Here is a 12,499-nt window from a genome sequence, read left to right as displayed (position 1 = left end):
CCATGTCCGCTCCCAACATGGACCGCATGGCGGTCAACGTGATCAAGGGCCTCGTCATGGACGGCACCCGCAAGGCCAACTCCGGCCACCCGGGGGGGCCCATGTCCTCGGCGGACTTCGCCTATATCCTCTACAAGGAATTCCTGAACCACTCCCCCGACGACGCCCAGTGGTTCAATCGCGACCGCTTCGTGCTCTCCGCCGGGCACGAGTCCATGCTGCTCTACGCCCTGCTGGCCTTCCAGGGCCGCATCACCGTGGACGACCTCAAGGCCTTCCGCCAGTGGAAGTCCCGCACGCCGGGACACCCCGAGGTGCACGTCACCCCCGGGGTGGAGGCCACCACCGGCCCCCTGGGACAGGGCTTCTCCATGTCCGTGGGCATGGCCGTGGCCGAGTGCATGCTGCGCGCGCGCCTGGGCGACGACATCTGCAGCCACTTCACCTACGCCCTCTCCTCCGACGGAGACCTCCAGGAACCCGTCTGCCTGGGCAGCGCCGCCCTGGCCGGACACTGGGGCCTGGGACGCCTCATCGTGTTCTACGATTCCAACCACATCCAGCTCTCCGGCCCCACCAAGCGCTGCGACACCACCAACTACAAGTCGGTGTTCGAGGGCTTCGGCTGGCACGTGCTGGAAATCGACGGGCACGACCACGACGCCATCCGCCAGGCCATCCGCCAGGCCCAGGCCGAAACCGCGCGCCCCAGCCTGATCATCGGCCACACCACCATCGCCAAAGGCGCCGCCACCCGCGAGGGCGACTTCGAGACCCACGGCTCGCCCCTGCCCCCCGACGAAATCGCCGCCAGCAAGAGGAAGATGGGCCTGCCCGAGGACCAGTTCTTCTCCATGCCCCAGGACGTTCTGGAGCACTTCCGCGTCCGCCACGCCGAACTGCGCGCCGCCGCCGCCCGCTGGACCCGCGCCTTCGAGGAAAAGCTCGAAAAGGACGCCGCCTTCCAGGAGCTCTGGCGCGTCACCAAACGCGCCCCCGGCAACCGCTCCTTCGCCTGGCCCCGCTTCGAGCCCGGCTCCAAGATCGCCACGCGCTCCGCCTGGGGCAAGTGCCTGGAGTCCCTGGTGGACAGCCTGCCCATCCTGGTGGGCGGCTCGGCCGACCTGGACCCCTCCAACATGACCGTGAAGTTCCGCGAGGCCGTGGGCAACTTCTCCGCCCACGAACCCCTGGGGCGCAACCTGGCCTTCGGCGTGCGCGAGTTCCCCATGGGGGCCATCTGCAACGGCATCGCCCTGCACGGCGGACTCGTGCCCTTCGGCGCGACCTTCCTCACCTTCGCCGACTACGAGCGCAACGCCCTGCGCATGTCCGCGCTCCAGCACCTGCCCGTGCTGCACGTCTTCACCCACGATTCCTTCCACCTGGGCGAGGACGGCCCCACGCACCAGCCCGTGGAGCACATCAGCTCCCTGAGGCTGATCCCCAACATGCTCGTCATGCGCCCCGCCGACGGCAACGAGACCGCCCTGTGCCTGGAGACGGCCCTCAAGCAGACCTCGCGCCCCACCTGCCTGATGTTCTCGCGCCAGAACCTGCCCGTGATGGACCCGGCCGCCTTCCCCGCCGTGCTCGACGGCGCGGCCAAGGGCGGCTATGTGCTGCGCGACGCCCCCGGCGGCAAGCCCGACCTGATCATCCTGGCCTCCGGCTCCGAGGTGCCCCTGGCCCTGGCCGCCGCCGACCTGCTCCCCGAACGCAAGGTGCGCGTGGTGAACATGGTCTGCATGGAGCTCTTCGACGAGCAGCCGCAACTCTACAAGGACGAGGTGCTGCCGCCCTCCTGCTGCTGCCGCGCCGCCGTGGAGGCCGGACGCACCGAACTGTGGTACAAGTACGTGGGCATGGGCAACCCCATCCTGGGCCTGAACCACTTCGGCGACTCGGCCCCCCCCGACCTCCTGGCCGAAAAATACGGCTTCACCGCCGAGAATCTGGCCCGCATGATCCGCGAGCGCCTGGCTTTCTCCTAGGCGGCGAAACGCCGATGCACCGGAAGCCCCCGCCCAGCGGGGGCTTTTTCGTGGCGGAACGGACGGGCGGCAGGCGCTCCGGGCTGCCCATGCGGTGCTGCTCGGTCGGAGATTATGCCTCCGGCCAAAGGGCTCTGCCAATCGGCCTCGCCCTCTCCTCGACCTGGGAACCATTCCCTGCCCTGATCAGCCCGGCCCGTTGTCTCGGGCGGTCTTCTGAGCGGGAAAGCGTATCCGCTTCCAAAATTTCCCCTTGACTCCGAAGCGGGGATGGTTAATTTGGACCGGTTAACGGCATCGATCTTGTTGAGAGTTGGGTCAAGCGTGTGCTTCGCTCCAATGTGATAAGAATGAATGCCAAAAATTAATTTTGGAGTGATTGCACATGTCTAAGAAGCTTTACGTCGGCAACCTGCCTTTCTCCGCCACCGAAGATGCTGTCCGTGCCCATTTCGCCCCCTACGGCGAGGTTGTCTCCGTGGCCCTGATCACCGACCGTGAGACCGGCCGCCTGCGCGGTTTCGGTTTCGTCGAGATGGACGACGAAGGCGCCCTGGCCGCCATCGAGTCCCTTGACGGCCAGAATTTCGGCGGCCGTCCCCTGAAGATCAACGAAGCCCAGGAGCGCCCCCAGCGCCGTCCCTTCGGCGGCGACCGCCCCCAGCAGCGCCGTCCCTGGTAGTTTCGGCCGCTAATCGGTCTTCCAAGCCCCGTCCCGCTTGGGACGGGGCTTTTTTTTCCACTTCAACGCCGGAGGTATTGTTCATGGCGAAAGAAGAAGGCATCGAGATCCCCGGCGTGGTCCAGGAGGCCTTGCCCGGGACCGTGTTCGAGGTGAAGCTGGAAACCGGCCAGAACGTCCTGGCCTATCTCTGCGGCAAGATGCGCAAGTTCCGCATCAAGATCCTGCCCGGTGATTCGGTCAAGGTGGCTCTTTCGCCCTACGACCTCACCAAGGGCCGGATCACCTTCCGCGCCAAATAGCGTTGGCCCCGTCCGGGGTCGTGGGCGGGCTTTCCCAGAGACGGGAAAGCCCGCTTCGTCTTTACGCGGCCCTGGAATTCCACTAGTCTCGCAGCCACTCGACACAAGGGAGGACTCGTTCATGGAAGCACCCGACCGCAACCTCGCCCTGGACCTGGTGCGCGTCACCGAGGCCGCAGCCCTATCCAGCGCCCGCTGGCTGGGCCGAGGCGACAAGAACGCGGGCGATCAGGCGGCCGTGGACGCCATGCGCCTCTCCTTCGACACCATCAACATCGCGGGCGTCATCGTCATCGGCGAGGGCGAGAAGGACGAGGCCCCCATGCTCTACGGCGGCGAGGAGGTGGGCACCGGCGCGGGACCGGCCATGGACGTGGCCGTGGACCCCGTGGAGGGCACGCGCCTGCTGGCCTATGGCCGCCCCAACGCCATCTCCGTGGTGGGCGTGGCCCCGCGCGGCTCCATGTTCGACCCTGGCCCCAGCTTCTACATGCAAAAACTCGTCGTGCCCTCCGCCGCGCGCGACGCCGTGGACCTGGACGCCCCCGTGGCCGACAACCTCAAAGCCGTTGCCAAGGCCCTCGACAAGGACGTGGACGACCTGGTGGTCTTCGTCCTGGAAAAGCCCCGCCACCGGCAGCTCATCGCGGACATCCGCGCGGCCGGGGCGCGCATCCAGCTGCACACCGACGGCGACGTGGCCGGGTCCCTCATGGCCCTGGACCCCAAGGACATGGTGGACGTGATGATGGGCACCGGCGGCACCCCCGAGGGCGTGCTTTCGGCCTGCGCCATCCGCGCCGTGGGCGGCCAGATGTTCGCCCGGTTGGACCCCCAGTCCGATCCGGAGCGCCAAAACCTCCTGGACGCCGGGTTCGACCTCAAACGCGTGCTCACCGCCGAGGAACTGGTCACCAGCCCCGACACGTTTTTTGCGGCGACGGGCATATCCGGCGGCACCTGGCTGGAGGGCGTCTCCTTCTCCGGGAGCGGCGCGGTCACCCACTCCCTGGTGCTGCGCGGCAAGACCGGCACCCTGCGCCGCATCGAATCCCACCACACCTGGGACAAGCTCATGCGCTTCAGCGCGGTGAAGTACGATTGATCGAAAGGACCCGTCATGGCCACACGCCTTTGGACCGTCGATGCCTTCGCGGAAGCCCCCTTCACCGGCAATCCCGCCGGAGTCTGCCTCCTGGATCGCCCGGCTCCGGCCGAGTGGATGCAAGCCCTGGCCCGTGAGCTGAACCACTCCGAAACCGCCTTCCTGGTGAGCGGCGAGGAATGCTTCGGCCTGCGCTGGTTCACCCCCTCCGTGGAGGTGGACCTCTGCGGCCACGCCACCCTGGCCAGCGCCCACGTGCTCTGGAGCGGCGGCATGGCTCCCCAGGGCGAGACCATCCGCTTCGAGACCGCCAGCGGCAGGCTCTCGGCCACGCCCGGCAAGCAGGGCCTCATCTGGCTGGACTTCCCGGCCGAGCCGGGCCACCCACTGCCCGTGCCCGACGGGCTGGCCAAGGCCCTGGGCGCGCGCATCGTGGGCGCGCAGCGCAACCGCATGGACCTGCTGGTGGAGCTGGAAAACGAGGACGCCGTGCTGGGCCTGCTCCCCGATATGGCGCGGGTGCGCGCCCTGGGCGGCCGGGGGCTCATCGTCACCAGCCGGGCCGAGAGGCCCGGAGCGGATTTCGTTTCACGCTTCTTCGCCCCTGCGGCGGGCATCGACGAAGACCCCGTCACGGGAAGCGCCCACTGCTTCCTGGGACCCTACTGGTCGAAGCGGCTGGGCACGAAGGAACTCACGGGCTACCAGGCCTCTGCGCGCGGCGGCACGGTGCTCGTGGAGCTGGACGGCGTGCGCGTGCGCCTGGGCGGGCGCGCCGTGACCATCGCCTCCGGGGAGCTCGCCCTGCGCGCCCTGCCGGTGCGCGCCAGGGGCTGAGAGGCACGCGCACCACGGAACGGCGAGTGACGGCAAGCCCGGTTCCGGACGAACTGGACCCCAGCGCCTGCCCGGCCGACCGGGCTCTCACTGCCCACCGCCCGCCACGCAGCCGTGCTGGCGTGTCGCCCCCCCCCTGCCGCGTCGCTAGTGTCGCGATTTTGAAAAACATGAAATGTTTTTCAAAATTAAAATCAATGGTTTAGTATGATTGTCTCAGTAGTCCGCATGGACGGATTTTGAGGACGCAACACTAGAAGGTGATCACCGCATAGCCCTTGGCGATCCACCCCGCCATGCCCGCGTGGCCGTGCATGTCGTCCAGGATCGGCAGGCCCTCGCGGGTCACGGCCTCCAGCGCGCCCAGCTGATGGGCGCAGGCGCGGCAGGCCCCGGCCAGGAGATTCTGGCTTTTGGTGCGCTCGAAAAGCGCGTGCATGGGATGGCTCTCCCGGGCCAGTTCGGCCACAACCTTGACCGACTCCCCTTCAAGTACCACCTGAACTTCGTATCCCTTCTCGCGCAGGTCGATGGCGTTGAGCATCACATGCACGAAACAGGGTATTTCGCCCCGAAAGGCGAAAAGCGCGAATTTGTCCATGACGTCCTCTCCTGAGACGGCCCGGACGCTTCGACGGCGGCCGGGCCGGTTTGTTCAGCCTTGACGGGTCCTCAGTTCGCCGCAGGCGGCGCGCTCCCCCTTCAGGCGTATTCCTCCAGGATCTTCGCCAGCTTGGCCAAGTCCGGCCGCGAGGTGGCCAGGGGCCTGCGCACGCGCGGGTCAGGCCGGTAGGGCGCGCGCGAGCCCTTGTACACCACGCCCAGCGGTATGCGCTCCCCGAACTCCAGGGCCTTGTCCAGGGCCGCGCGGAGGTCCGTGGGGTCGTGCTCCGGTCCCAGCTTGTAGCAGCGGCTCTTGTACCAGGCGAAGGTGTTCACCTTGTTGAAGGAGACGCAGGGCTGGAGAATGTCCACCAGGGCGAAGCCCGGGTGGCGCACTGCCTGCTCGATCAGCCCGGCCAGGTGCTCCGGATCGCCCGAGAAACCCCGGGCCACGAAGGGAACGTCCAGGGTCACGGCCACGGCCAGGGGCGGAAATGCCAGGGAGGGCGCGCCGCCCGGCTGGAACTTGGTGACCTGTCCCTGGGCCGTGGTGGGGCTGGCCTGCCCCTTGGTCAAGCCGTAGATCTGGTTGTCGTGGACGAGGAGCGTCATGTCCACGTTGCGGCGCATGGCGGCCAGGAAGTGGTTGCCGCCCTCGCCGTAGCTGCACCCGTCGCCGCTCTCGGCGATCACGGTGAGCCCGGGGTTGGCCAGGGCCGCGCCCTGGGCCGGGGGGAGGCTGCGGCCGTGCAGGCCGTTGAAGCAGTTGCAGCGCAGATAGTGCGGAGTCTTGGCCGCCTGGCCGATGCCCGAACACAGGAGAACCTGGTGCGGGGCCAGTTCCAGCAGGGAGAGGGCCTTTTTCACGGCCCCCAGGATGGCGTGGTTGCCGCAGCCGGGACACCAGGCGGTCTCGACGTTTCCGTAGCGTTCGATGGGGATCATGCCGAGACCTCCTTTGCGGCCGTGCGCGCGTCTCCGAGCCGCGCCAGGATGTACCCTGCGGTGAAGGGCAGGCCGTCGTAGCGTGTCACCAGACCGTGAAAGGCGAAGCCCGTTTCCTGGCGGATCAGCTTCGCCAACTGCCCCGAAGCGTTGCCCTCCACCATCACGGCGCGCCCCGCGCCTTCGAGGACCGGCAGGAAGCTCCCCGGGACCAGAGGCCAAACCTGGGAAAAATGCAGCACGGCGGCGGTAGTTCCCCGCCCCCGCAGGGTCTGGGCCGCCTCCAGGCAGGCCCCCAGGCTCGAGCCCCAGCAGGCCAGGAGCACATCCGGTTCCGCGTCGCCCGCAAGGGAGGGGGCGACGGCGTCGGCCTCCAGGCCCCGGCCCTTGCGCAGTCTCTTGTCCACCATGCGCACGCGCACGCCAAGGTCCTCGGTGATGTGCCCGTCGGGGGTGTGCTCGTCGGAATCGAGCACCACGAGGTGCTCCCCGAAGCCGGGAATCAGGCGCGGAGAGACGCCGTTCTCCGTGATGGCGTAGCGCTCGTAGCCGTGCGGGTCCTGTGCTTCGAGCCCCGGAAGGTCAAGCGGCGGGAGGGCGTCCAGGTCGAAGGGGGCCACGGCGCGGTAGGAGTCGGCCAGGTGCTGGTCGGTGAGCACGAATGTGGGGCTCTGCCACTTTTCTGCTTGGTTCACGGCGCGAAACGTCAGATCGAAGCACTGTTCGGGGGTCCCGGGGGCGTAGACGGCGCGGGGGAAATCGCCGTGCCCGGCGTAAAGGACAAGGTTCAGGTCGCCCTGCTCGGTGCGCGTGGGCAGGCCCGTTGCCGGACCGGGACGCTGGGCCAGCACCACCGTGAGGGGCGTTTCGATCATTCCCGCCAGGCTCACCCCCTCCACCATGAGGGCGAAGCCGCCCCCCGAGGTGGGCACCAGCACGCGCGCTCCGGCCGCCGAAGCGCCCAGGGCCATGTTCACGGCCGCGATCTCGTCCTCGGCCTGCTCCGTGAGCACGCCCATGCGCCCGCCGGGGGCCACCAGGGCAGCCGCCACGGACGTGGCCGGAGTCATGGGATAGAAGGAGCAGAAATTGACGCCCGCCGCCAAAGCCCCCAGCGCGATGGCTTCGTTGCCGTTGAGAAAGAGCCGCTTCTCCCGCCGCGCCGGGGGCGGCATGCAGGCGAAGCTTGCGCCGCTTTCCCTGCTCCAGTCCAGGGCGTCGGCAAAGACTTTGAGGTTCAGGGCCGCCTCGTCCCCGCCCTTGGCCCCGAAGCGCTCGGCGATGAGCCCCTCCAGCCAGGAGCGTTCCAGGCACAAAAGCCCGGCCAGCACGCCAAGGGCGGCCATGTTCTCATGGACCGGCCGGGGGCACAGCCGGGAATAGGGCACGTTGAGACCGGGCAGGCCGCCCAGGTCCGCCTTCTCCCCGGCCAGGGCCAGACCTCCCGGACGCAGGAGCGGGCCATGCAGGGCCAGGCTTTGCTGGTCCAGGGCCACGAGGAGGTCCACGCCTTCAGGCGGTGCGTGCACGGGGTCGGGGCTCAGGCGCACGCAGTATGTGTTGTGTCCGCCCCGGATGCGCGACAGGTAATCCTGCACCACCAGGATTTCGTAACCTGCCCGCACAAGGGCCTTTGCCAGGAAATCCCCCACGGTGACGAGCCCCTGACCCGCTTCGCCACCCACAAGAACCGTGACGCTCGATGCGCTCATGAAGCCCTCCCGAGCCGTAGTGAAAACGGCCGCCGGGAAGCCCGGCGGCCGTCTGGTTCAATCGTCGCCGGACGCGCCGACGGGCCGTTCGAGATACTGCCGCAGGTCCGAGAGCAACACCCAGTGCCTGCGTTCCTCTTCAAGGGCCTGGTCCAGCATGAACCGCACCTGGGTATCGTTCACTTCGCGCAGGGCGCTCTCCAGGTGCCGAAGGCAGGCCTCTTCCAGGTGGAAGGCCCTGGCGAGCATCTGCTCGTCCTGAAGACAGCTTCCGGCGCGCTCCAGAAGTCCGGGCGGAAAGGCCGCCTTCCCGTCCCCGTTTTCCACCAAAGAACAGGCCATGGCGAGGCTTTGCCCCGCGCGCAAGGCGGCCTGCACCGCCGCGAGCTTCGCCGTGAGGCGGCGCTTGTCGCGCCCCAGGACCGCGAAGACCGCACGCGCCACTTCGGCCGGACAACGCTCCTGGGCCATGTCGTAGAAGTCCATGGCCTCGCTCTGGAGTTCCAGGAGCCTGCACAGCGCCGACGCGGCGGCCTCCCCGTCCATACAGCTACGCCACCGGAGGCGTGAAGACCCTGGTGGCCAGCTCCTTGTCAAGCATGTACAGGGCCGAGGGATTACCCTCCACCAGCTTGAGTTTGTTCAGGATATCCTGCACGCTGGCCTCTTCCTCCACCTGTTCGTCGATGAACCACTTCAGGTAGGACACCGTGGCGTGGTCCTTGAGCTCAATGGCCAGGTCCATGAGGGCGTTGATGCGCGCAGTGACGCCCTGCTCGTGCTTCAGGGTGTCCTCGAAGGCGGCCAGGGGGCTTTTCCAGTCGCTTGGGGGCGCTTCCAGGGTCTGGAGCCGGATGCGCCCGCCGCGCTCGATGGTGTAGTTGTAGAACTTGTCGGCGTGGAACTTCTCCTCCTGCTCCTGCACCTTCATCCAGTTGGCGAAACCGGCGAGCCCCATGTCCTGGAAGTAGCTGGACATGGAGAGGTAGAGGTAGGAGGACCACAGCTCCCATTTCACCTGCTCGTTGAGGGCGGCATCCATCTTCTCGTGCAGCATCCGCTTACGCCTCCGACTTCCACAGTCCGTGGATGTTGCAGTACTCGCGCACGGCCACCTTCTCGGCCTGCACGCAGAACTCGGCCTCGGGCTTCTGGCCGGGCAGCAGGTCCTGGCGGTAGACCTTGCCGTCGGCGATGAGTTCGATGAACTCGATGTAGTGCTTTTCTTCCATGGGGTGCGCAACGCTGCCCACCATGACCTTGTAGCCCGTGGCGGTCTTCTCGATCACCGGGACGTGCTTTTCCTTGGCCGCGTCCACGGTGTTTTCCTCGAAATACTTCATGGGCTGGCCGCAGCAGACTAGGTCGCCGCCGCCGGGATGGAGCACTTCCACGATATTGCCGCACAGATCGCACTTGTAGACGCCGTTTTTCTGAGTCATGTCAACTCCTTACAGTTTTGTTCAAGGTTCGTGCGCACCCGGTGGGCGCGCGGAACATTCTCATCGGATAAACCATTTTCAAGCACAATCCGCAAGAGCTTTCGCAGCGAACGCCCCGGATCAGGACGACCTCCCCGTTTGCGCCCTCCGGGAGAATCCACCTGGCAGCCCCGCAGCTTCTGGAACGGCACGGTCTTTGCCAGGAGGTAAGCGCGCCCCGTCCGGCGGAAGAATCCGCCGCCGGACGCAGGCCCGGCCCGCCGGGCCGCCAAACTCTCCCGGAGGATCCGCCCATGCGCGCCACCGCTCTCGCCGCCCTGCTCCTCGCCGCCCAGGCGGCACACGCCCAGACCGTGGGGCCGGTGAACCCCGGCGCGCAGATGGAGGTTTCCGCGCCGCGTTCCACCACCGTCAACGGAGTGTCGGTGAACGTGCGCGACACCACCGGCGCGCGCCAGGGCTACCTGGTGCCCGACGGCAAAGGCGGCTATGTGGACTACGCCCCCGGGCCTGCCGCCAAACCGCCCGTCTCCATGAACGACGCCGAGGAGATCCGGCTCTTCGCACGCGAACTGGCCGCCCAGATCATCGGCGGTCCCGCGGGCATGGGGTCCCTGGGCGGGGTCGTCAGCATTCCGTCGGCCTTCGTGGAGCAGGACAGCCGCGCAGCAACGCCCTTCGGCAGACTCCTGGGCGAACAGATGACCTACGAACTCTCCAGCCGGGGCTTCGCCGTGCGCGACGCCAGGGGCAAGGCCCCCGCTCCGGCGCGCTCGAAGAAAGGCAAACCCGCCGAGCAGCTGGCCGTGCTGGCGGGCTCCTATTACGTGGACCGCGACACGGTGTTCGTCAACGCCCGGCTGGTGGAGCCCGGCGGGCGCGTGCTGCGCACGGGCTCGGTGCTCATGCCCATGACCCCCGTGCTGCGGCGCATCCTGGGCCTGCCCGATCCCACGGGGCTGCGCCCCACGCCGCCCACGCTCATCGGCGCGCGAGACGTGAACGACCCGCCCGGGTCCGGCGCGCGCCAGGCCACCCCCTACTCGCCCGCGCCCAAGAAGGCCCCGCCGCGCAAGGCCCCCAAAAAGACCGCGCAACCCTGCCCTCCCGGTTGCGAGCCCGTGGACGCGGCCGCCAAGGCCTCCCCGGCCAAGAAGCCGACCCAGGCAAAACCAGCCCCGGAAGCGCAACCCCAGCCGGCCCCGGCTCCGGCTCCCCAGTAGGAGGCCGCCATGCGCTCAGCCGTCATCCTTCTGGCGCTTGCCCTGGCCGCCTGCCAGGGCAGCGCCACCATCGTGATCCCCCAGGACGCGTCGAGCCTGGACCATTTCGCCCTGGGCCTGCGCTACAAGCAGGAAGGACGCTACCTGCTGGCCAGGGAGCACTTCCAGCTGGCAAAGGCCACCGCCAGGGACCTGGACCTCGAACGCCGCTGCGACGCCGAGATCGACGCGGCCGACCGGGCCCTCAAAGCCCTTCGCTAGGAGCACCGTCATGAAGCCCTATGCCCTGCTCACCCTGCTTGCGCTCTGCGCCTGCGCGCCCATGGCCAACGGGGAGATGGCCTACCTGTTCCAAGGTGTGGGAGAGTCCATGCCCTGGAACAACAAGAAACAGGACATGAACGAATACTACCCCCAGGCCGCCCAGGCCATGGCCGCCGATCTGGACGTCCAGCTCGCCTGGCGTCTGGGCTTCGACCACACCACCACGCGCGGGCTCCAGTGGGTGATCGTGGCCACGCCGGCCGACCTGAACAACCTGACCCAGGCCTCCCCTCTGGCCCGCGCCGTGGCCGAACAGACAGCCCAGGCCCTCACGGCGCGCGGCTATTATGTGCAGGAGGTGCGCAAGACCTCCGAGGTGGTGTTCGACAGGAACCAGGGCGAGTTCATGCTCAGCCGCGACGCCCGCGCCCTGGCCACCAGGCAATTCCAGGGGACCATCGTGGTCACGGGAACCTACCTTGCCTCGCCCCAGGGCGTGCGCTTCAACATGGAGGCCATCGACGCCCGCAACAACGACGTGCTGGCCAAGACCAGCCGGATCATCCCCATGAGCAGGCCGGTGGCCTACCTCATGGAGCAGCAGACGCCAGGACAGAGCAACGTGCGCCCCACCGTGGCCACCGTGCCCGGAGCCTCCGATCCCGGCCCGAGCTATCAGCCCCAGGGCGACTGGCGCACCTCCAGACAGAAGTACCCGAACTTCCTGCTGCCGTAGGGCGGCCGGGGGGCATCGGAAACCATCCACAAGCACGAAACCGGCGCGGCAGGCGGCCACAGCGTATGCCGCGCGGCCCGAACACGAACGAGAGGGGGAACCATGAGCACGGTCGGCCAGCACATCGCCATGAACGCCGCGCGCGCCTTCCTTACCAAGGACTACAACTTCTTCGAGCAGGGATACTACGACACGCTCTTCAACGTGGTCATGCCCGAGAAGCTGAAAAAGATCCTGCCCATCAGCTACGAGTACAAGGACAGGCACGTCCTCTACCAGGCCGTCCACGACAGGGCCGTGGGCAACCGGCCCATCGATCTCCTGGAATTCGGCGTCTTCCGCGGCCAGAGCATGGGCCATTGGCTCGGCGTGAACCGCCACGAGCGCTCCCGCTTCTTCGGCTTCGACAGCTTCGAGGGCCTGCCCGAAAACTGGGTGGGGGGGCAAAAGGAGAAGGGCGCGTTCACCACCAACGGAGAAATCCCCGAGATCGACGACCCCCGCGTGCGCTTCATCAAGGGATGGTTCAACCAGACGCTCAACGACTTCCTGGCGGACTTCAAGCTGCAGAACCAGCTGGTGCTGCACATGGACGCGGACCTCTTCTCGTCCACGCTCTACGTGCTGATGACCCTGGACCCCCTCATCAAGAAG

At 67.6% G+C, this 12,499-nt stretch carries 15 protein-coding genes; 9 read left to right on the top strand and 6 right to left on the bottom strand.

All coding sequences use genetic code 11. The features are described 5' to 3' along the window. Window positions 1-2 precede the first annotated feature (2 nt). From tkt to ACV4UX_RS03810, 5 genes are all read left to right on the top strand, one after another. On the top strand, window positions 3-1,994 hold the full coding sequence (gene tkt, locus ACV4UX_RS03830; RefSeq protein ID WP_491592006.1) for a transketolase: 1,992 nt from the start codon (window positions 3-5) through the stop codon (window positions 1,992-1,994). Between the two features lie 385 nt (window positions 1,995-2,379). After that, window positions 2,380-2,676 carry an RNA recognition motif domain-containing protein gene (locus ACV4UX_RS03825; protein ID WP_173086965.1) on the top strand — a complete coding sequence of 99 codons (297 nt, stop codon included), beginning with the start codon at window positions 2,380-2,382 and terminating at the stop codon, window positions 2,674-2,676. A gap of 83 nt (window positions 2,677-2,759) precedes the next feature. Next, window positions 2,760-2,978, top strand: a complete 219-nt coding sequence (gene infA, locus ACV4UX_RS03820) for a translation initiation factor IF-1 (RefSeq protein WP_173086966.1) — start codon at window positions 2,760-2,762, stop codon at window positions 2,976-2,978. Window positions 2,979-3,099: 121 nt separating this feature from the next. Then, entirely contained in the window at window positions 3,100-4,083 is a 984-nt protein-coding gene (glpX, locus tag ACV4UX_RS03815) for a class II fructose-bisphosphatase (protein ID WP_491592005.1), read from the top strand. 15 nt (window positions 4,084-4,098) lie between these two features. Beyond that, on the top strand, window positions 4,099-4,920 hold the full coding sequence (locus ACV4UX_RS03810; protein WP_491592004.1) for a PhzF family phenazine biosynthesis protein: 822 nt from the start codon (window positions 4,099-4,101) through the stop codon (window positions 4,918-4,920). Window positions 4,921-5,173: 253 nt separating this feature from the next. Here the strand turns inward: ACV4UX_RS03810 and ACV4UX_RS03805 are convergent, their stop codons facing one another. From ACV4UX_RS03805 to ACV4UX_RS03780, 6 genes are all read right to left on the bottom strand, one after another. After that, entirely contained in the window at window positions 5,174-5,521 is a 348-nt protein-coding gene (locus tag ACV4UX_RS03805) for a DsrE family protein (RefSeq protein ID WP_491592003.1), read from the bottom strand. A gap of 101 nt (window positions 5,522-5,622) precedes the next feature. Further along, the gene (locus ACV4UX_RS03800) at window positions 5,623-6,468 is read right to left on the bottom strand and encodes a thiamine pyrophosphate-dependent enzyme (protein ID WP_491592002.1); all 846 of its coding nucleotides are present in this window, start codon (window positions 6,466-6,468) and stop codon (window positions 5,623-5,625) included. Further along, window positions 6,465-8,180: a 2-oxoacid:acceptor oxidoreductase subunit alpha gene (locus ACV4UX_RS03795; protein ID WP_491592001.1), complete on the bottom strand. Its 1,716-nt coding sequence runs from the start codon at window positions 8,178-8,180 to the stop codon at window positions 6,465-6,467. The genes ACV4UX_RS03800 and ACV4UX_RS03795 overlap by 4 nt, the downstream gene beginning before the upstream one ends. 57 nt (window positions 8,181-8,237) lie before the next feature. Then, window positions 8,238-8,726 carry a hypothetical protein gene (locus ACV4UX_RS03790; RefSeq protein WP_491592000.1) on the bottom strand — a complete coding sequence of 163 codons (489 nt, stop codon included), beginning with the start codon at window positions 8,724-8,726 and terminating at the stop codon, window positions 8,238-8,240. Between the two features lie 4 nt (window positions 8,727-8,730). Then, a complete protein-coding gene (locus ACV4UX_RS03785) occupies window positions 8,731-9,237 on the bottom strand; it encodes a ferritin (RefSeq protein ID WP_491591999.1) in 507 nt (168 codons plus the stop codon). Window positions 9,238-9,241: 4 nt separating this feature from the next. After that, a complete protein-coding gene (locus ACV4UX_RS03780; RefSeq protein ID WP_173086974.1) occupies window positions 9,242-9,622 on the bottom strand; it encodes a desulfoferrodoxin in 381 nt (126 codons plus the stop codon). Window positions 9,623-9,915: 293 nt separating this feature from the next. Here ACV4UX_RS03780 and ACV4UX_RS03775 point away from each other — a divergent pair, with 293 nt between their 5' ends. The 4 genes from ACV4UX_RS03775 to ACV4UX_RS03760 all read left to right on the top strand — a co-directional run. After that, on the top strand, window positions 9,916-10,845 hold the full coding sequence (locus tag ACV4UX_RS03775) for a hypothetical protein (RefSeq protein WP_491591998.1): 930 nt from the start codon (window positions 9,916-9,918) through the stop codon (window positions 10,843-10,845). Window positions 10,846-10,854: 9 nt separating this feature from the next. Then, complete coding sequence (locus ACV4UX_RS03770; protein WP_491591997.1) at window positions 10,855-11,106, top strand: hypothetical protein; 252 nt, start codon at window positions 10,855-10,857, stop codon at window positions 11,104-11,106. 10 nt (window positions 11,107-11,116) lie between these two features. Beyond that, window positions 11,117-11,845, top strand: a complete 729-nt coding sequence (locus ACV4UX_RS03765) for a FlgO family outer membrane protein (RefSeq protein ID WP_491591996.1) — start codon at window positions 11,117-11,119, stop codon at window positions 11,843-11,845. A 102-nt stretch (window positions 11,846-11,947) separates the two neighbouring features. Continuing rightward, on the top strand, window positions 11,948-12,499 hold a 552-nt coding region (locus ACV4UX_RS03760; RefSeq protein WP_491591995.1), incomplete at its 3' end, for a TylF/MycF/NovP-related O-methyltransferase.

The organism is Fundidesulfovibrio sp. (assembly GCF_058402725.1).
This window is presented reverse-complemented; position numbering and strand designations above follow the sequence as displayed.